The 19,539-nt window shown below is 65.9% G+C and carries 17 protein-coding genes; 2 read left to right on the plus strand and 15 right to left on the minus strand.

Annotation, left to right across the window (positions count from 1 at the left end; genetic code table 11):
* Positions 1 to 29: 29 nt before the first annotated feature.
* From AC1Q7Q_RS11615 to AC1Q7Q_RS11685, 15 genes are all read right to left on the minus strand, one after another.
* Complete coding sequence (locus AC1Q7Q_RS11615; protein WP_492372758.1) at positions 30 to 1,292, minus strand: Zn-dependent hydrolase; 1,263 nt, start codon at positions 1,290 to 1,292, stop codon at positions 30 to 32.
* A complete protein-coding gene (locus tag AC1Q7Q_RS11620) occupies positions 1,289 to 3,004 on the minus strand; it encodes an ABC transporter ATP-binding protein (protein ID WP_492372759.1) in 1,716 nt (571 codons plus the stop codon). Before AC1Q7Q_RS11620 ends, AC1Q7Q_RS11615 begins: the two co-directional genes overlap by 4 nt.
* Before the next feature lie 4 nt (positions 3,005 to 3,008).
* A complete protein-coding gene (locus tag AC1Q7Q_RS11625; RefSeq protein ID WP_492372760.1) occupies positions 3,009 to 3,845 on the minus strand; it encodes an ABC transporter permease in 837 nt (278 codons plus the stop codon).
* A 10-nt stretch (positions 3,846 to 3,855) separates the two neighbouring features.
* Complete coding sequence (locus tag AC1Q7Q_RS11630; RefSeq protein ID WP_045242101.1) at positions 3,856 to 4,842, minus strand: ABC transporter permease; 987 nt, start codon at positions 4,840 to 4,842, stop codon at positions 3,856 to 3,858.
* A 78-nt stretch (positions 4,843 to 4,920) separates the two neighbouring features.
* Positions 4,921 to 6,516 carry an ABC transporter substrate-binding protein gene (locus AC1Q7Q_RS11635; protein ID WP_492372761.1) on the minus strand — a complete coding sequence of 532 codons (1,596 nt, stop codon included), beginning with the start codon at positions 6,514 to 6,516 and terminating at the stop codon, positions 4,921 to 4,923.
* A gap of 91 nt (positions 6,517 to 6,607) precedes the next feature.
* Positions 6,608 to 7,360, minus strand: a complete 753-nt coding sequence (locus AC1Q7Q_RS11640) for a LamB/YcsF family protein (RefSeq protein WP_492372762.1) — start codon at positions 7,358 to 7,360, stop codon at positions 6,608 to 6,610.
* A 17-nt stretch (positions 7,361 to 7,377) separates the two neighbouring features.
* A complete protein-coding gene (locus tag AC1Q7Q_RS11645) occupies positions 7,378 to 8,382 on the minus strand; it encodes a 5-oxoprolinase subunit C family protein (protein WP_492372763.1) in 1,005 nt (334 codons plus the stop codon).
* Positions 8,379 to 9,203 (minus strand): 5-oxoprolinase subunit PxpB, encoded by an 825-nt coding sequence (gene pxpB / locus AC1Q7Q_RS11650; protein ID WP_492372764.1) that lies wholly within the window; start codon positions 9,201 to 9,203, stop codon positions 8,379 to 8,381. Before pxpB ends, AC1Q7Q_RS11645 begins: the two co-directional genes overlap by 4 nt.
* A complete protein-coding gene (locus AC1Q7Q_RS11655) occupies positions 9,158 to 10,384 on the minus strand; it encodes a pyridoxal phosphate-dependent aminotransferase (RefSeq protein WP_492372765.1) in 1,227 nt (408 codons plus the stop codon). The genes pxpB and AC1Q7Q_RS11655 overlap by 46 nt, the downstream gene beginning before the upstream one ends.
* Positions 10,385 to 10,519: 135 nt before the next feature.
* A complete protein-coding gene (locus tag AC1Q7Q_RS11660) occupies positions 10,520 to 11,974 on the minus strand; it encodes an N-acyl-D-amino-acid deacylase family protein (RefSeq protein ID WP_492372766.1) in 1,455 nt (484 codons plus the stop codon).
* Between the two features lie 24 nt (positions 11,975 to 11,998).
* Positions 11,999 to 12,952, minus strand: a complete 954-nt coding sequence (locus tag AC1Q7Q_RS11665; protein WP_492372767.1) for a dihydrodipicolinate synthase family protein — start codon at positions 12,950 to 12,952, stop codon at positions 11,999 to 12,001.
* 68 nt (positions 12,953 to 13,020) lie between these two features.
* On the minus strand, positions 13,021 to 13,743 hold the full coding sequence (locus tag AC1Q7Q_RS11670) for a GntR family transcriptional regulator (RefSeq protein WP_253927696.1): 723 nt from the start codon (positions 13,741 to 13,743) through the stop codon (positions 13,021 to 13,023).
* A gap of 49 nt (positions 13,744 to 13,792) precedes the next feature.
* Positions 13,793 to 14,857 carry an ABC transporter ATP-binding protein gene (locus tag AC1Q7Q_RS11675; protein WP_253927697.1) on the minus strand — a complete coding sequence of 355 codons (1,065 nt, stop codon included), beginning with the start codon at positions 14,855 to 14,857 and terminating at the stop codon, positions 13,793 to 13,795.
* A gap of 2 nt (positions 14,858 to 14,859) precedes the next feature.
* Positions 14,860 to 16,566, minus strand: coding sequence for an ABC transporter permease subunit (locus tag AC1Q7Q_RS11680; RefSeq protein ID WP_253927698.1), 1,707 nt, complete (start codon positions 16,564 to 16,566; stop codon positions 14,860 to 14,862).
* Positions 16,567 to 16,593: 27 nt separating this feature from the next.
* Complete coding sequence (locus AC1Q7Q_RS11685; RefSeq protein WP_045242071.1) at positions 16,594 to 17,643, minus strand: ABC transporter substrate-binding protein; 1,050 nt, start codon at positions 17,641 to 17,643, stop codon at positions 16,594 to 16,596.
* 122 nt (positions 17,644 to 17,765) lie between these two features.
* On the opposite strand from AC1Q7Q_RS11685, the gene AC1Q7Q_RS11690 reads away from it, so the two are divergent.
* Both AC1Q7Q_RS11690 and AC1Q7Q_RS11695 read left to right on the plus strand, forming a co-directional pair.
* Complete coding sequence (locus tag AC1Q7Q_RS11690) at positions 17,766 to 18,545, plus strand: LamB/YcsF family protein (RefSeq protein ID WP_492372768.1); 780 nt, start codon at positions 17,766 to 17,768, stop codon at positions 18,543 to 18,545.
* A gap of 87 nt (positions 18,546 to 18,632) precedes the next feature.
* The gene (locus AC1Q7Q_RS11695) at positions 18,633 to 19,535 is read left to right on the plus strand and encodes a dihydrodipicolinate synthase family protein (protein ID WP_492372769.1); all 903 of its coding nucleotides are present in this window, start codon (positions 18,633 to 18,635) and stop codon (positions 19,533 to 19,535) included.
* The last annotated feature ends 4 nt before the right edge of the window (positions 19,536 to 19,539 follow it).

Consider the following 19,539-nt stretch of genomic DNA (forward strand, 5'->3'; position numbering starts at 1 on the left):
GTTGTGCTGCAGGTCGTGCTGCAGGCATCCTAGCCCGCACGCGCTGCTAACGTGCCGGCCAGCAGCCGCGTGGCGACGGTGAAGTCGGCGAGGTCCATCGACTCGTCGGGGTTGTGGCTGCCATGGGCATTGCGCACGAAGATCATCGCAGCGGGTATGCCCTGGGCGGCGAACAGTGCCGCGTCATGTCCCGCGCCGCTGGGCATGGCCCGCGCGCGTACGCCGCCCTGGCTCGCGGAGCAGAGCAGGGCGTGCTGGAGCGACGGATCCATCTGTGCCGCGGCACTGGACGACGCGGCACCGAGATCGACTTGCACGTGGTGCTGCGTGCCAATGCCTGCCGCGGCAGCGTGTACCCGCGCATCCATCAGGTCGAGCGTGGCGCGGCTGCGGGAACGCATGTCGATACTGAATTCGACCAGGCCGGCGACCTTGCTGAAGTCGGCCTGATACGGGTCCGTCATGCAGCGGCCGAACGTCAGCGTGAGTTCATGCCCTTGCGCCTCGAGTGCGATCCAGTCCTGTTGCAGCGCGTGGATCAGCGCCGCGGTCGCGACCACGGCGTCTTGCCGGTGGCTGCGCGGCGTCGCGCCGGAATGCGCATAGGCTCCCTGCACGCGGGCATGCCGGTAGCGCTGGCTGCCGCAGATGCCGGTGACGATGCCCACGACGTCGCCCGCCTCCAGCAGCACCGGTCCCTGCTCGATATGAAGTTCGACAAAACAATCGATGCGGTCGGCGCACAGATACGCCAGGCCCGCGCGGACGTCGTCCGGCCGTCCGCCGGCTTCACGCAGATGGTCGGCCAGGCTGCGCCCGGTGTCGGCACGCACGCTGTCAAGCGCCTGCGGCTCCAGTAGTCCGAAGGCGGCCTTGCTGCCGGCATAGGACACCGGAAACCAAGCGCTCTCCTCGGCGCGGATTGCGGCTACGGTGACTTCGCGACGCGGCACAAAGCCCGCCTTGCGCCAGCCAGCCAGCACGGCGAGACCGGCGACGACCCCGGCGGCGCCGTCGAAATTACCACCGCGCGGTACCGAGTCGAGATGCGAACCCGTCATGACCGCTGCAGCACCGCGATCCGTGCCCGGCAATGTCAGATAGAGATTGAGCGCCGCATCGGTCGCCACCTGCAGTTCGAGCGCGCGGGCGGCGTCGGCGACAAGCCGGTGCGCCCGCTGCTCGCCTGCGCCGTAGCTGTCTCGCGTGACGCCGACGCCGTCAAAACTTTGTTCGCGCAAGCGGTCGAACAGCGCGGTGGCGAGGGCGAAATCCGGTTCGGCGATGGTCATGGGATGGTTGCCATCGTGTCTGCCTGCACCTCGGCTTGCGTGGCCGTCTGCTTGGCAAGTGACGGATCCCAGTCACGCCCCGGCATCGCGTCGATGAGCTGGCGCGTGTAGGCATGCTGGGGTGTCTCGAAGATCTGGGCAGGGCTGCCCTGTTCGACCACGCTGCCCCGGTGCATGACCAGCACCGCGTCGCAAATCTGCGCCGCCACACGCAGATCGTGGGTGATGAAGACCAGCGCGATGCCGAGGCGCTGTTGCACGGCGCGAAGCAGCCGCAGCACCTGCGCCTGCACGGAGACATCGAGCGCAGATACCGATTCGTCGGCCACGATCAGCCGCGGCTCCATCGCCAGCGCCCGCGCGATGCCGATGCGCTGGCGCTGGCCGCCGGAGAACTGGCTCGGATAGCGGTCGAATGCCGAGGCATCGAGCTCGACGAGCTGCAACAGCTCGCGCGCTCTCGCCAGTGCCTGTTCCCGGGACACGCCACACGCGAGCGGGCCATCGCAGAGGATGCGCCCCACCGTATGGCGCGGATTGAGCGAGGCGAACGGGTCCTGGAAGATCATCTGGATATGGCGGCGTAACGGCCGGAACTCCCGCTCGCTCAACGGGGCGATGTCGCGCCCATCAAAATACATCCCACCGCCGTCGGTTCCGGTCAGCTTGAGCAGGCATTTGCCGATCGTGGACTTGCCTGAACCCGACTCGCCGACGATACCCAGCGTCTTGCCGGCGCCGACCGAGAAGCTCACGTCCTTGACGGCTTCGACCACGCGCTTGCGTTTGAACAGCCCGCCCGGGCTGACATAGGTCTTGCGCAGCGCTTCGACGCGCAGCACCGGATATCCGTTCGCTGCGTCGGCCGGGTCTTTGTTTTCGCGATTGCCCGGCCGGCGTGACGGCACGCTGGCGATCAGCCGCTGCGTGTAGGGATGGCGGGGGCGGTTCAGCACCTGGTCGGCCGTACCCTCCTCGACCAGCAGGCCCTTCTCCATCACCACGACACGATCCGCGATTTCGGCCACGACGCCAAAATCGTGCGTCACGAACATGACACCCATGCCTTTCTCGCGCTGGATGCGGGCGATCAGCGCGAGGATCTGCGCCTGCGTGGTGACGTCCAGCGCCGTGGTGGGCTCGTCGGCGATCAGCAGCGCCGGCTCCAGCGCCAGCGCCATCGCGATCATCACGCGCTGGCGCTGGCCACCCGAAAGGCTGAACGGCCAGGCATGAAACAACCCTGCCGGATCCGGCAAGCCGACGAAGTCGAGCAGTTCTAGTACACGGGCCTCGCGTGCCGGACCTGGATAGGCCGCATGGACGCGCATGACCTCGGCGATCTGCGCGCCCACCGGCTGCAGCGGGTTGAGCGCCGACAGCGGCTCCTGGAAGATCATCGCCATGTCCCTGCCGCGCATGCCGCGCAGCGCCGCCTCGTCCATGCCGAGCAGATCCTCGCCGTGCAGCAGGATCTGCCCCTGCTGCGGACGCAGATAGGTGGGCAGCAAGCCCATGATGGCGTTGGCACTCATCGATTTCCCCGATCCGGATTCGCCGACGATGCAGAGGATCTCGCCGGCGCGGATGTCGAACGACACATCGCGCACGGCATACTGGCGGTCGCCGCCAGCCGGAAGCGGGATGCTTAATCCGCGGATGGAGAGCAGGGCGGCGCCCTGGCCTGGATTGCCTGGATTGCCTGTAGCCACGGTATTAAGCTCCCCGCTTGCGCAGTTGAGGGTTGAGGGCGTCGTTGAGCCCCTCGCCGATCAGATTGATGGCCAGCACCGTCAGCATGATGGCAATGCCGGGCCAGAGGCTCATCCACGGCGCTTCGCGGAGCATCGTGCGCGCGGCGCCGATCATGAATCCCCAGCTCATCAGGTTGCGGTCGCCCAGCCCGAGGAAAGACAGCGCCGATTCGGTCAGGATGGCCGTCGCGGTCATCAGCGAGGCCGTCACGATGATCGGCGAGGCGGCATTGGGCAGGATCTGGGTGAAAATGATCCGGGCCGGCTTCTGGCCGATCACGATGGCGGCCTGCACGAATTCCCGCTGCTTGAGCGTCATGAACTCGGATCGCACCAGGCGCGCCACCGGCGGCCACGACACCATGGAGATGGCCCCGACGATCGAGTACAGCGACGGCTTGAAGATCGCCACCAGGACGAGTGCCATGGCCAGCTGTGGAATGGTCTGGAAGAACTCCGTCCCCCGCATCAGGGCGTCGTCCACGCGGCCGCCGTGGTAGCCCGCCAGGGCACCCACCACGAGGCCGATCAGGACCGCCACCAGCGTAGAGATCACGCCGATCATCAGCGACACCCGCGCGCCGTAGGCGAGGCCCGCCGCGATGTCGCGGCCCAACATATCGGTGCCCAGCGGATACGCGGTGTCGGCGAACGGGCCGAGCAGCGGCTCCGCCACCATCATCCATGGGGGATCTTGATAGAGCGTCGGGGCAAGGATGCCCGTCAGGATCACCACCAGTAGCAGCGCGAGGCCGACGGCCGCGCCGCGGTTGGCGACGAATCGTTTCAGGAAAGACATGTGAGGCTCCTCAGGCTTGCTGGATGCGTGGATCGATCAGCCGGTAGGCGAGATCGGTGAGCAGGTTGAAGACCACCACCATCGTCGATGTCACCAGGAACACACCGAGCAGCAATTGATAGTCGCGCTGGAGCAGCGCATCGAACATCAGCCGTCCGATGCCGGGCCATCCGAATACGGTTTCGGTAAGCACCGCGCCGCCGGCCATCTGCCCCAGCTGGATCCCCGCGAAAGTCACCACCGGCAGCAAGGCATTGCGCAGCGCGTGATGGCGGATGGTCCCGCCCACTGAAACCCCCTTGGCGCGCGCCGTCTTGATGAAATCCATGCCCAGCACTTCGAGCATGGAAGCGCGCGTCAGCCGCGCGTAGACCGCCATGAAGAAGCAGCCGAGCGACGCGGTAGGCAGCACCAGGTGATGCGCAACGTCGCGCACGCGCGCCCAGCCGGTCAACGCGCCCCCGACTGTCTCCATGCCGTAGGGCGGCAGCCAGCCCAGGTGCAGGGAAAAGAAGAGAATGGCCAGCAGTGCCAGCCAGAACTGCGGCGTGGCGTAGATCAGAAGCGATCCCGTCATCAGCACGCTGTCGAGCCATGGGTGCGTGCCCTGATAGCGGCTGCGCGAGGCCACCACACCGAACAACACGCCGAACACCAGCGCGAAGGCGAACGCGCACGACATCAGCAGCAGCGTGGCGGGCAGGCGGTCGAGAATGATATCGAGCACCGGCAAGCGCTCACGGTATGAGTAGCCCAGGTCGAGGTGCGCCACGCCGTTCAGGTAGCTCGCCAGTTGCACATAGACCGGCTTGTCGAGGCCGAACTCTTGCCGTAGCTGTGCCACGTAGGTGGGGTCCGAGGCCCCCGATTCGCCCGCCAGCACGGCGGCCGGATCGCCCGGCGCCAGGCGGATCAACAGGAAGTTGACGACGACGACGCCCAGCACGACCAGGGCTGCCTTGCCGAGCCGCGCGAACACTGACAGTGCCTTATCCACGGGATAGATTCCAAGAAGGTTGACGAGGAGGAGCGATGCGCCGTGCCACTTGCCCGGCGCATCGCCGCGCACCGGTGCTTACTTGTCGATGTAGGCATCGGCGAATGTGTCGTTAAGACCGATCGCCGTCTGGATCAGGTTGTGCACCTTCGCGTTGTAGAGCGTCGGAATCTCCATCTCGAACAGGTACCCGTTCGCCACCTCTTCCACGAGTGTCTTCTGGATGCTGGAGTACAGCTTCTGGCGCTCGTCGTTAGAGGTCGCGGCGGCTGCCTTGTCCCACATCGCGTCAACCGCGTCGTTCCGGTATCCCTGGTTGTTGACGAATGCAGAGCCCTTGACCATGTTGCGGGCCAGGTAAAGACGCGAGACGCCCAGTGCCGGATCGCCATATTGCGACGTGAAGCTGAAGGTGAGGTCAAAATCGAAATCCGAGACGCGCTTGGCCCACGTGCCCGCATCCGCCGACTCTATCTCGACCTTGAAGCCAAGCTGTTCGAGGCTCTGGCGCGTGTACTCGCCGAGCCGGTCCCAGGTCGCGCCGTAGGGATACGACAGGATCTTGATCGGCGTCTTCGCGGGGTCGACACCCGACTCCTTGATCCGCGCGCGTGCTTTCTTCAGTTCGAAGTTGTAGGCCGGCACGTTGGCATCGTAGAAGGGCGTGGTGGAAGAAATCGGACCTGTGGCAACCTTGCCGAGACCGAAGAAGATGCTGTTCACGACGAACTTGCGGTTGATGGCCTCCATCACGGCCTGGCGCACCTTGACGTTGTCGAAAGGCGGCTTGCGCTGGTTCATCTGGATATAGGCCAGCTTGGAGAACATCTCCCAGCCCTTCGTCGTGTATTGCACGCCCGGCAGCGCCTTGAGACGTTTCACCTCCACGTTGTCCACGTCACCTGCACTCACCACCTGAACGTCGCCGCGCTCGAAAGCAACCGCGCGCGAGGCTGCATCGGGAATCACGTTGAAGACGATCTCGTCCAGGTAAGGCTTGCCGGCTTGCCAGTAATCGGGGTTGCGCGTGAGGATGATGTACGCGCCTTTCTTCCACTCCTTGAACTTGAACGGGCCGGTCCCGATTGGCGTCTGGTTGGCCGGGTTCTTGGCGTAGTCGGTGCCGTCATAGATGTGCTTGGGCACGATCGGCATGTTGTCGCTGACGAAGGCTTTCAGAAACGGAGCAAATGGCGCCTTCAGCGTGATCTGCACCTTGTTTGGGCCGAGTGCCTTCACGGTGTCCACGAACTGCTCGATGATGACCCGCGCGCGCGGGTGCACCGTGCGCAGGAACTTGTCGACCGAGAACACAACGTCGTCTGCCGAGAACGGCTTGCCATCGTGCCACTTGACGTTCGGCTGCAACTCAAACGTGTAGACCTTGCCGTCGGGCGAGATGGTCCAGGACCTGGCCAGGCCCGGCTTCGGCTTCATGTCCGGCGTCCACGTCAGCAGGCTTTCATAGATCTTGCCCGCCACGTATTGGGTGGGCGTTTGCTGATTGAGGCCGAGCATGAGCGTGGGTGGCTCGGGCTGCGCGATCGCGCGCAACGTGCCGCCGCGCGTCTGCGCATGCGCGCCGGTGCCAGCGAGCGTGCCGAGTGCCAGCGCAACGGCGCACGCCGCGAGGTTGAGCATGCGCTTGGGGCGCGGAGTCAGCTTGGATGACATGAGGATCACCTTGGTGTGGGGAGGGTCGGTCGGAATGGGGCGCGGGGCGTGTGCGTTTCGTGAGCGTTTCGTGCATCGGTGGCGGAATACGTCAGACGGGCCGCACGCCGATGCCATCGGCATCGAGCGCGGCGCGGATACGCGCCGCGAATACCGCCGCGCCGGGCTGGTCTCCATGGATGCAGAGCGTGTCGGCTGCGATGGGAACGGTCTTGCCTGCGAGCGAGATCACGCTGCCATCGGTCACCATGCGCTTGACCTGGGCGATCGATTCCGCCACGTCTTCGATCATCGCGTGCGGCTCGGAGCGCGGGGTCAGCGTGCCGTCGTCCTGGTAGCTGCGGTCCGCATAGACCTCGAAGGCCACGCGCAGGCCCATCGCGCGGGCGGCGCTCGCCATGTTGGCGTTGGCGACGTAGACCATCAGCTTGGGATCGATGTCGTGCACGGCTTGCGCTACCGCCTGGGCAAGCGCCGGGTCGCGCGCGGTCATGTTGTAGAGCGCGCCGTGTGTCTTCACGTGGTGCAGGGGGACCCCCACCGCGCGGGTGACGCCCAGCATGGCTCCCACCTGATACACGATGAGGGCATAGACCTCGCCTGGCATCATGGCCATGGCGCGGCGGCCGAAGCCTTGCAAATCGGGGAGTCCCGGATGCGCGCCAACCGCCACGCCGGCGGCCGCGGCCGCACGGACCGTCTCGAGCATCGTGTCCGGATCCCCGGCATGGAATCCGCAGGCAATGTTGGCGGAGGTGACATGCTGCAGGATCGCGCGGTCGTTGCCCATGACCCAGGGCCCGAAGCTCTCGCCCATATCGCAGTTGATATCGATGAACGGCATGATGGATTCCTTTTGCGTTATGGGATGGAGAGGCCAAGCGCCTTTGCGCCCAGTACGCTGACGCGGGCAAAGCGATCTTCGACTTCCAGGCAGAGTGCCTCTGCCTCGGCTTGGGTGATGGCCTGGAAGCGCAGCGCATCGCCTGGCAGGGCCTGCGCCAGCGACGGCAGGTCGGCACTGGCGACATAGGCCAGTTTCGGATACCCGCCGGCGCTCTGGCGGTCGGCCATCAGCACGATGGGACTACCGCCCGGTGGCACCTGGACGGTGCCGAAGGTCACGACTTCGGAGATCATTTCCAGTGGCTGCGCCAATCTCAACTCGGGACCTTCCAGCCGGTAGCCCATGCGGTCGGATTGCGCCGAAACCCGGAAACACCCGGATTCGAAATCGTGCCGCGCCTGGCTGGTGAAGGACTGCCACTGCGGGCCAGGTACGAAGCGCAGCGCCTGCGTGGCCGATGACAGTGGTGTGGTGTCCGGCGCCGCCGCGGCGACGAAGGGCATGCCGCTCTGGATCATCATGCGCTCGAGTTCCAGGACTTCGCCCCTTGGCGATGCCACCGGCACCCGGTCGCCGCGGCGCAACGCGCGGCCTTCGAAGCCGCCGAAGCCGCCCCGCACGTAGGTGCTGCGGCTGCCCAGCACGAGCGGGGCATCGAATCCGCCCCGCACCGCGAGATAGGAGCGGGCACCCGACCTGCGCTCGCCGAACTCCAGGCGTACGCCGTGGCGCAGCACGACGGCACAGTGCATCGGTATCTGCGCACCGCCCGCGGTGACCCGCATATCCGCGCCGCTCAGGGCGATCAGGGTGTTGCGGGAGAAGCTGATGCTGGGTCCCTTCAGCGTGCACTCAAGGGTGGCGGCCTCCTCGCCATTGCCTACCAGGGTATTGGCGACGCGGTGCGCCCACTCGTCCATCGGCCCATTGACCGGTACGCCATAGCGCTGGTAGCCGTTGCGCCCCGTGTCCTGGAGGAGGGAAAACACCCCGGGCTTCTCAACCAGCATATGGTTCATTGGTGCGGCTCCAGCAGCGCTTCGAACTCGCGTGGCGTGATCGGCATGAATTGCAGGCGGTCGCCGATCTGCAGGCGCGTCGGCGGGCTCTTGCGGATGTCGAACAAGGTCCAGGGCGTACGGCCGATGAGGTTCCACCCGCCGGGGGATTCAGTTGGGTAGATGGAGGAAATCCCGTTGGCGATCGCCACGGACCCGGCCGGCACACGGGTGCGCGGCACCGCACGGCGCGGCACCTGCAGCCTGGGATCCAGCGGTCCGGCGAACGGGGTGCCCGGCGCGAAGAAGAACGTATAGAGGACGAGCGGCGCGGCGGTATGCAGGCGGATGACCTCGCCGGTGGAGATACTGCATTGGTGCGCGACGTCTTCCAGGTCGGGGCCGTACTCGCCGCCATAGCACACCGGAATTTCCACCAGGCGTGCGGAGCCCGCGATCCTGGGCACGCCTTGTGACAGGAGATGGTCTATGGTCGCGCTCAGGGACTGCGAGGCGGAGCCCTCGCCGCGTGGCAACTGGGCGGGCAGGTAGTGGACGGCCACCGTGGTGAACGCCGGCACCACGTCGACGACGCCAGGCAGGGCGTGGCTGGACAGCCATGCCGTCACCGCGTGCACTGTCTGGCTGACTTCGGCATCGACCCGGTTGCCCAGGCGGATCAACAGGCAGCGGTCGCCGGCGGGCTCGATGTGCCATCCGTCGCGCAGGCGCTGGTGCGCAGGCCCGGGCTCCGCCACGCTCCCGGGTTGCGCCGGTGCATCCATGTCCGCCGCTTTCATGGCCTGGACAGCCTGCGGCAGGCCCGGACGATCTGCTCGCATGCCATGCGCAGACGGTCATCGGAGACCGCATAGGCAAACCGCAGGTACGGCGCCAGGCCGAATGCCGTGCCAGGCACGACCGCGACACCCGCTTCCTCCAGCAGGTAGCGCGCCAGGTCCAGGTCGCTTTCGATGAGGCTGCCGCCCGGCGTGCGCATGCCAAGCGTGCCGCTGCAATCCGCATAGAGGTAGAAGGCCGCGGGCGGCGTGCGCATGGTCAACAGCGGCGCCGCCCCCGCGAGCAGATCGATGGCAAGGTCCCGGCGCCAGCGCAGGCGCGCCATCCAGTCCTCCAGGAAACCCTGCGGCCCGTCGAGCGCGGCGATGGCCGCGGCCTGGCTAACCGAGCTGGGGTTGCTAGTGCTTTGGGATTGCAACATCTCCAGCGCTTTGACCAGCCACCGCGGGCCGCCGGCATAGCCCAGCCGCCACCCCGTCATGGCGTAAGCCTTGGAGACGCCATTGACGGTGAGCGTGCGCGCCTTCATGTCCGGCGCCGCCTGCGCAAAGGAGCAGAACTCGCCCTCGAACACGATCTTTTCATAGATGTCGTCTGACATCACGAGCACGCGGGGATGTGCGCGCAGCACGTCCGCCAGCCCACGCAGTTCGTCGGCGGAGTAGAGTGATCCGGAAGGATTGCAGGGTGAGTTCAGCATCAGCCAGCGTGTCCTGGGCGTGATGGCGGCGGCGAGTGCGTCCGGCGTCAGCTTGAAGCCGGCATCGGCCGCCGGCGTCACCGCCACTGGCGTGCCTCCGGCAATGCGCACCATCTCGGAATAGGACACCCAGCAGGGCGCCACGACAATGGCTTCGTCCCCGTCGTTGACGGTGGCCAGCAAGGCATTGAAGAGAATCTGCTTTGCGCCCGTCGCGGCAATGACCTCGCTCTCGTCGTAGTGCAGGGCATTGTCACGTACGAACTTGCGCACGATCGCGGCCCTGAGTTGGGGCGTGCCTGCCACGTTTGTGTAGCGCGTATGCCCGTCCATGATGCCGGCGACGGCAGCCTGCCGTATGTGCGCGGGCGTATCGAAGTCGAGTTCCCCCTCGGCCAGGCTGATGACTGCGCGGCCTTGCGCCACCATGAGGCGGGCGGCTTCGGCAACAGCCCCCGTGGCCGACGGCCGCGCGGCGCTCAGGCGGGACGCCAGGCGGGTATCTAAGCTAAGAACAGACATGGCTTGCGCTGCTTTCCTATACGCGCCCATGGGGATCGATCGATCGCACATGGCATTGCGTTGGTGGTTGATATGAGGCTTGTGTGCCATTGGTATGCCAATGGAGTGCAAGCAATACACGTGCCAAACGGATTGCTACGCTTGGACGGGTTGTGATGGTGTCCTGGTCAGTACACGTCCCGCGCGATCGTCCCGCACTTCTCCTTTTGCGAAAGCCAGCCGTCCGTTGACCCAGACGCTCTCGATACCTGCCGATAGCGTGGCCGGCTTGGCGAAGGTCGCGCGATCCCCGACCGTGTCCGGGTCGAACAGCACAAGATCGGCCGCCTGGCCAACGGCGATATGGCCGCGGTCGGCGATGCCGAGCTCGCCGGCGGTCAGGCCGCTCATCTTGTGGATTGCCGTGACCAGCGGGAAAAGCCGCTCCTCGCGCGAGTAGTGGCCCAGCACTCGGGGAAATGTTCCCCACAGGCGCGGGTGGGGATGCTCGTCGTGCGGCATGCCGTCCGAGCCGATCATGGCTTTGGGGAAGGCAAGGATGCGGCGCACGTCGCCCTCGTCCATCATGAAGTAGACGGCGCCGGCGGGTGCCAGGCGCGCGGCGGCTTGTTCATCGCCGCAGCCCATCTCGCGCGCAATATCGGCCAGCAGCCTGCCGGCATGTTCCGGATGTGGCGTGGACCAGCTGACCATCACGGCGGCGGCGCGCGCCACGAACTCCGGCCGCAGTACCGTGGAAGACGCGTTGTAGGGGTAGCAATCCAGCGATACCGGCTGCGTTTGCATCGCGGCTGCGATGTGCTTCAGCGTCTCGGCGGAGCGCCCGTGATTGGCGATGCCCGCCAGCTTGTGGTGCGAGATCAGAACGCGTACGCCAAGCCGCCTGCCTATCTCGAAGGTTTCATCCAGCGCATCGATGATCTTCTCGGCTTCGTTGCGCATATGGGTGGCATAGAGCGCGCCATGGGCCCGCAGGGGCTCGCCTACCGCGACGATTTCGTCGGTGGTGGCAAGCCGCGCGGGCGGATAGAAGGTGCCGGTGGACATGCCCCAGGCACCTGCCTCGAGCGCGTCTGCCAGCAGGCGCTGCATGGCATCGCATTCGGCCGGGGTGGCCGGGCGTTCCAGGTTGTCCATGACGCTGGCCCGCAGCGTCAGGTGGCCCACAAGGCAGACGGCGTTGACCGCGGTCCCGTTCGCGTCCAAGGCGTGGAGGTAATCGCGGAAGGCAGGAAAACGTAGCCATTCCGGCGTGGCGATCAGGTCCAGCGGAGGCGGTATGGCGGTGCCCGGCCGCGCAGGCGCCAGGCTGAGTCCACAGTTGCCGGTGACGACGGTTGTCACGCCCTGGGACAGCTTCGCCGTCATCGCGCCCGGCATCAGCAAGGCGCGGTCGTCGTGCGTATGGACGTCGATGAAGCCAGGCGCGGCAACCCGGCCACGGCCATCGATGCGTTCCACCGCGCTGGCGTGGGCAAGCTCACCAACGGCCGCGATCTTCCCGTCCTTCACGCCCACGTCGCCAACGAAGGCGGGTCTGCCGCTGCCGTCCACGATCGATGCGCCGGTGATACAGAAGTCGAAAGTCATGCTGTTTCCCTGTCTCCCCTGGCGTCAGTGACCAGCCTGGCCGGCGTTCGCCAAACTGGCTTCCAGGCGGCCGATCAGCCGCTCCAGCTCCGCAAGGTCGGTTGCGTCCAGCACCGGTCCGGGCTTGCGCACCGCGGCACTGGCGATCGCACCGCGCCGGCGCAGGGTTTCCTTGCGCAGTGCCAGGCCGATGCCGTACTGGAACTCATGGCGCAGCAGCGGCAGGTACAGATCGAACAGGTCTTCAGCTTCACCGGCCCTACCCTGGGCGAAAAGGTCGCAGACCTGGACCAGCATCTCGGGGTAGGCGAAGCCGGTCATCGCGCCATCCGCGCCCCGCAGCATCTCCTGCGGCAGGAACAGGCCGCCATTGCCGGCCAGGATGCTGATGCGACGCAGGCCTTCCGCCTCGCTTTGGGCACGAATCTGCGAGAGCTTGCGCAGGCCGGGTAGCTCCTCGTGCTTGAACATCACCACCTGCGGGAATTCCCGCACCATCCGCAGGACGACGTCGACCGAGGTGTAGACGCCAGTGGCCTGGGGGAAGTCCTGCAGGCAGATCGGCACATCCGGTCCAAGCAGGCGCGCAATGGCGGCGTAGTAGCCATAAACCTGGTCGTCGGTCCTGAGGTTTGCCGCTGGCGCCAGCATGACCCCGGCCGCGCCGAGCGCCATCGAGGTCCTCGCCAGGCGCTCCACATGCTGATTCGACGCGTGGCTCACCCCGACAATCACCGGCACCCGGCCATCGACCCGCTCGAGGACGCGGCGCACGAAAATCATGGACTCCTCCTCCGACAGCTTGGGCGCTTCGCCCATCATGCCGAGGATGGTCATGCCCGCGACCTTCTTGCCGAGGTAGAAATCGACCAGGCGGTCGGTGCTCTCCAGGTCGAGCGCCCCCTGTTCCGTGAAGGGGGTCGCGGAGATGATGAAGACGCCCTTTGCGCTTTCGTCAATGCGCGATGTACTTGTCATGTATGAATCTGCTGGTTGATGGAAGCATTGATGGACGTGTTGATGGACGTGTTGATGGACACACGGAGTCACAGGTTTGTATGGCGCGCAACCAGGCCGGCGCGTGCGTTGGCGAGGTGCAGGCTCATGGCGGCGCGCGCCGCGTCGGGGTTGCGCTCGGCGATGGCCTGCAGGATGGCGATATGCTCGCGTGCGCAGGGCTCGAAACGCTCGGGTGCGCCGTTCTGGTCGAAGCATCTGGCCTTGATGCGCAGGTCATGGATCGTCTGCGCCAGCATCTGGTTGCCGCTGGCCGTGGCGACGGTGTCGTGCAGCAGGTTATCGATCCTGTGGTTCTCGTCCTTGGTGGTGTTGCGCGCCAGCAGATGCGCCTCCACCTGGGCGATGACGTATTGCGCATGCTTGGGGTCCATCCGGCTCGCGGCCTGGGCGGCGGCTTCGCTTTCCAGCAGGCCCCGCATTTGGAGAATCTCCAGATACTGGCGCAGCGTGGGCTCCTTGATCATGAGCTGCCCGCGCGGCGTGCGCACGGCAAAGCCGCCGCCGATGAGCCGGCTCATGGCTTCGCGCAGCGGCGTGCGCGAGATGCCCAGCGTTGCCGCCAGCGCCCGTTCCTGCAGTGGCGTCTCGGTGCGCAAGCGGCCCAGCTGGATCATGTCAAGCAGCGTGTTGTAGGCATCGCCCGCCAGGTCGGGGATGTCCCCGGCGGGCGTGGTCGAGGTCAGCGCGATGTCGTCCAGCTCGCTTGCGGCAGCGCCGTGGTCAGTCTCGATTTTTGTCAGTGTTTTCATGTTGGTGCGGTAGTGAATATGCTGTCGCGCTGCTGGTGCTCACCGGCCCTCATTGGGTGGCGAACACCATGGCGTCGCTGGGGCTGAACCCCCAGGCTACGAGCCGCCCGGGCTCGTGATCGGTACCAGCCATGCCGGCAGCCGCATAGGCAACGATGGTCCTGTCCCGCCAGGCGATGAATACCTTCCAGTGCAGGCCGCAGAAGGTCGACGCCACCACGCGGCCCTCGTGCCGTACGTCCGACGTGCCAAGCTGCGCGCCAACGCGCACGTTCTCCGGCCTGATCCCGAGCACGCGGGCGGGTTCTCCGAGGAAGTTGCATTCGCCGAGGAAGCCCGCGACGAACGGCGTATCGGGCGAGCGGTACAGCGCGGCGGGCGCGCCCGCTTGCACGATGCGGCCCTGGTCCATGATGACGATGCGGTCCGACAGGTTCATGGCTTCCTCCTGGTCGTGGGTGACGAAGACCACCGTCAGGCCGAGGTCGTGGTGCAGCTTCTTGAGCTGCAGCTGGATCGCCTGCCGCAGGTTCTTGTCGAGCGCGCCAAGCGGTTCGTCCATCAGCAGCACGTCCGGCATGAAGACCAGCGCGCGGGCCAGCGCGACGCGCTGCTGTTGCCCGCCTGAGAGCTCGCGTGGCAGGCGCGCTGCCAGGGCCTGCAGGCTCACCAGCTCGAGCGCTTCGCCAACGCGCCGCTTGATGTCCTCATGGTTGAGGCGCCGCATGCGAAGCGCAAAGGCTACGTTCTCGAACACCGACATATGGGGGAACAGCGCGTAGTTCTGGAACACCATGCCGATATTGCGTTCGGCGATCGGCGTGTGGGTGACGTCGCGGCCGGCGATGTGCACGCTGCCGGTGTCGGGCGCTTCGAAGCCGGCGATGATCTTCAGCAGCGTGGTCTTGCCCGAGCCCGAGGCGCCAAGCAGGGTACAGAATTCGCCGCGTGCCACCGATAGCGAGACATCCGGCAGCGCGACCGTGCTGCCATAGGACTTGCGCACGGCGCGCACCGAGATGTCCTTGCCCTGGGCCTCGGGGCGCTCGGAGAGCTGCAGCGCAGGCGCCGCAGCATAGGGCGGGGACGCGGTTGGCGAGAGGGTGGCTTGCATCGTCATGCTCCTTTCTTCTTTCCCAGCAACTGGTTGGCCATCAGGATGAGCGCTGTAGCGGCAATCAGCACGCAGGACGCGGAGATCACCGTTGGATCGAAATCGTGCGCCAGGCCCTCGTACATCAGTTTGGGCAGGGTGCGGTTACGGATGGTGGTGAGGAACAGCGCCATCACGACATCGTCGAACGAGGTCACGAAGGCGAACACCGCGCCGCCGACGAGACTGGGCAGCAGCGCCGGCAGCATCACCAGCCGGAACATGGTCGGCCACGGGGCGCCCAGGCTCAGCGCTGCCAGTTCCAGGCTGGGATCGAAACTGCGCAGCGCGGCGCGCACCGTGATGTAGACGTAGGGCGTGGCTAGCACGGTGTGGCCGATGACGATGGCCAGCGAGTTGGCCACCCAGCCCAGCGGCGCCAGCAGGTAGTAGAGGGACACAGCGGTGATGATCGCCGGCACCGACATCGGCACGACGAACAGGGCATCGAGCCAGCCCTTGCGCGCCGACGCCATCTTGTGCACGCCCAGCGCCGCGGCGGTGCCAAGCAGGGTGGCCAGCACCGTCACGATCGCGCCAACGCGCAGGCTCGACCAGAGAGCATCGAGCCATTTGGCGTCGTCGAAGAAACTGGCGTACCAGCGCAGCCCATACTGCGGCGGCGGGAACACCGGGAAATCGGTGGTGCCGAAGCTCATCGGGATCACGATGACGATCGGCAGCACCAGGAACACGGCGCAGGCAATGCCGGCGGCCACGGCGAGCCGACCGCCCGGAGTGCGCCCCGTGCCAGGCGTGCTGCTGCCCTTGCTGGTCGAACCGGCGATCAGCTTGTCCAGGCCGAAGAGGCGATTGAAGAGCCACAGCGATGCTAGCACCGTGAGCAGCAGCACGGCGGCTAACGCCGCGGCCAGGCCCCAGTTCAGTTCCTCGGTGATGTTGTAGGAAATCAGCTCGGCCACCATGCGCTGGGCCGGGCCTCCCATCAGCGAGGGCGTGATGTAGTAGCCCACCGCATTCATGAAGACGATGATGCCGCCCGCCACCACCCCGGGGCTGGTTAGCGGCAGCACCACGCGGCTGAAGATGCTCACCGAACCCGCGCCGAGACTCTGCGCGGCCTGCACCAGGGTGTGGTCCAGCGAGCGGAACGAGGCATAGAGCGGCAGCACCACGAAGGGCATCAGCACATGGGTCATGCCGATCATCACACCGGTGAAGTTGTAGAGGAAGGCCATCGGCTGGTCCAGAATGCCGCTGCCCGTCAGGAGGGCATTGAGCGGCCCGTTCTTGCCCAGCAGCGCGATCCAGGCAGAGGTGCGCACCAGTGCGCTCGACCAGAACGGCAGCAGCACCGCGAAGAACAGCAGCTTGGCCACATTGGGCCGCACGCTGGCCATCAGGTAGGCAAGCGGGTAGCTCATCAGCACGCAGGACAGCGTCACCGCCGCGGCGATGGTGAAGGTGTTGCCCAGCACGATCCGGTAGATTGGCGTGTCGATCAGGTGGCGGTAGTTGGCCAGCGTCGCCACGCCGTCCTGATAGAAGCCTTCCTTGAGCAGGCCCGCGATGGGCCCGACAAAGAAGCACAGCAGGAAGAGCAACAACGGCAAGCTGGCGAGCACCGCCGCGCGGCTCGGACGGCGGCGCGCCTGCCTCACGGCGGGTGCGGTCGAGGCGGGGGGAAGGGGCAGGGCGGTGCCTGTCATGATGCAGTTACCTCGCGGTGGTACGAATCAACGTGCGCGGATCTGGTTGTAGCGCTCGACGATGGCCGGCCCCTGCTTTTCCCAGAATTCGGAGTCGAGGAACAACGCGCTTTTCAGCCGTTCGGGCGTGGAAGGCAGGCGCTGCTTGCGGGCCTCGTCGATCAGGGGAAAGGCGGCTTCGGTGGTGGGACCGTAGGCGATGTGCTTGCTGAATTCGGCCTGGTTCTTCGGCTGGATGATGTAGTTCAGCAGCTTCAGGGCTTCGTCGCGATGCGGCGCACCCTTGACCAGGGCGAAGTAGCCAACCTGCGCCACGGCGTTGCCCCAACCCATCTGGATCGGCAGCCCGGAATCGATGCCGGCCTGGAAGCGGCCGTTCCAGCCCAGCGCCATGACGACCTCGCCGCTGCCTAGCGCGTTGACCGGCTCGGCGCCGTTCTTCCACCACATGGCGACGCTTGGCTTGATCTTCTCGATCTGCTTCATGGCGCGGTCCACGCCAGCAGGCGTGGCGAGCACCTTGTAGACGTCGGCGGGCGCAACGCCGTCGGCGATCAGCGCGGCCTCGATGACGGTGGCCGGATCGTCCTGCAGCGTGCGCTTGCCCGGGAACTTGGCCACGTCCCAGAAATCCGCGAAGGTGGATGGCTGGGGCTTGCCGGCCGGGAACGTCTTGGACGAAAAACCCACCACGGTCGAGAAGATCTCGGACGGCACACCATAGTCGTTGCGCGCGCCGCGGATCACGTGCTTCTGATCCACCATCTCCGGCGTGATCTTTTCGAATACGCCCAGCTTGATGCCGCGCGTCAGCCGTGCGCTGTTCTCCGTCACCACATCCCAGTTCACGGTCTTGGTGTCGATCATGGCGCGGATCTTTGCGACCTGCGGATCGGTGTCTTCCGTCAGCTTGACGCCAGTGTCCTTGGCGAACGGCTTCAGCCAGGCCTCGCGGATCGCGCCCTGGTAGGCGCCGCCCCAACTCGCGAAGTTCAGTTCCGCCGCGTGGGCTGCACCTGCCAGCAAGGCCGCGGCGGCCGCCACGGTACTAACCATTTTCTGCAACTTGCTTGTCATGCTTTCTCCAGTTGAAACGCCCGATTTTGGGGATGCGGCCATCAGGATTCTGCTGCCCGGCAAATGGCATGCATTTTGCGTGCCAGTGGTATACCAAGCGGCGCCGAGTGGCGTTTCGGAGAATGAAAGTGCGGGAAGTCGATCTGAATTCAGACCTGGGCGAGAGCTTTGGCCCTTATGAAATAGGGGACGACGGCGCCATGCTGGCCATCGTCACGTCGGCCAACGTGGCCTGCGGCTTTCATGGCGGCGATCCCGTCGTCATGCACCAGACCGCGGCCCAGGCACTGTCGCGAGGCGTCGATGTTGGTGCGCACCCTGGCTTTAACGATCTGTACGGTTTTGGCCGGCGCAAGATCGTCGGGGACAGTCCCGGTGACATCGAGAAGATGCTGATCTACCAGATTGCCGCGCTGCAGGGGATGGCGCAGGCCGTGGGCCATCGCGTGACGCACGTCAAGCTCCATGGCGCCCTGGCCACGATGGCCTTCGAGTGCCCCGAGCTTTCCGACGCACTCATCGGCGCCATGCGCGCCCTTGACCGGGATCTCGTGCTGGTCTGCACGCCGCACAATGAAACCGAGCGCGCGGCCCGCCGGGGCGGCGTGCGCATGGCCTGCGAGGTCTTTGCGGATCGTCTCTATGGCGACAACGGCTTAACGCTGCCGCGCAACCAGCCGGGCGCCGTCATCCACGACCCGGGCGTTGCGGCGGCACGTGCCTTGCAGATGGTTCGGGAGCAGGCGATTCATACCGTTGGCGGCCGCAAGCTCGACATGCGGGTCCACACGATCTGCGTGCATGGCGACAACCCGCAGGGGGTTGCCATTGCCAGGGCGGTGCGCGCCGCGATGGAAGGCGATGGCGTACGCATTCGTCCGCTCAGCCAGCTCGATTTCTAATCCCAATCCTGTTCGTATTCCAGCCGATTCCTAGGTCGGCCACCTATTTTTTTCACAGCTAACGTCTCAACATTGACCCGAGGCATTATGAAATCTCAAGACGAATCCCTGGCGCGTGCCCGCGGCCTGTTCAATATCGCAGTCACGCCTTTCGCGGCGGATGGCAGCCTGGATCTCCCCGCGCTGACGGAGAACGTCGAGCGCATGCTGGGCCTGGGCTACGACGGCCTTCTGATTGGCGGCACCTACGGCGAATTCCCGGCCATGAATACCGCCGAGCGCGCAGCGCTCTTCCGCCACGCCATGGAAGTGGTGGGCGATCGCGTGCCTGTATTGCTATGCACCGCACATGCCGATGTGCGCGTGGTGAAGGAACTGACCTCGTTGGCTGGCGAACTGGGCGGATTGCCCATGTTGATGCCGCCGTTCGTGTCCGAAGTCACCGATGGCCAGATCGTGCGCTTCTTTGAGGAAGTGGCGCCGCTCTCTAGAACCGGCGTGATGATCTATAACGCGCCGGGCGTCGGTATTACGCTATCGGTGCCGCTGATCGAGCGCCTGTGCGATGTGCCCCAAGTGGTCGCACTCAAGCAAGGCGATCTCAATCCGACCACGGTCGATCAGCTCGTCGGGCGCGTCAGCGGCCGCATTCGCGTACTGGCCGCATCCGATCTCGTGATGCTTGGGCCGCTGGTACTAGGGTTCGACGGTGTCAGCTCGACCAACAGTTGCGCGCTGCCTGAGTTGGTCAAGGCTACCTACGATGCGGTGCGCATTGGCAACGCGGCGGACGCCGGCGGGCTGCATCGTCGCTGGTACCCCATGCGGGCGGTCGCCCGCAAACTGGGCCAGCCCCAGTCCACCAAGGCTGCCATGAATCTGCGCGGCTGGCGCGGCGGTCATGTGCGGCAGCCGCTGCGGGACCTCGATGCAGCCGGGATCGAAGCCGTGCGCGAAGCTTTGCATGCCAGTGGGGTGCGCGAGGCGTGACTAC

Source organism: Cupriavidus sp. GW823-FHT07A04, from assembly GCF_058794615.1.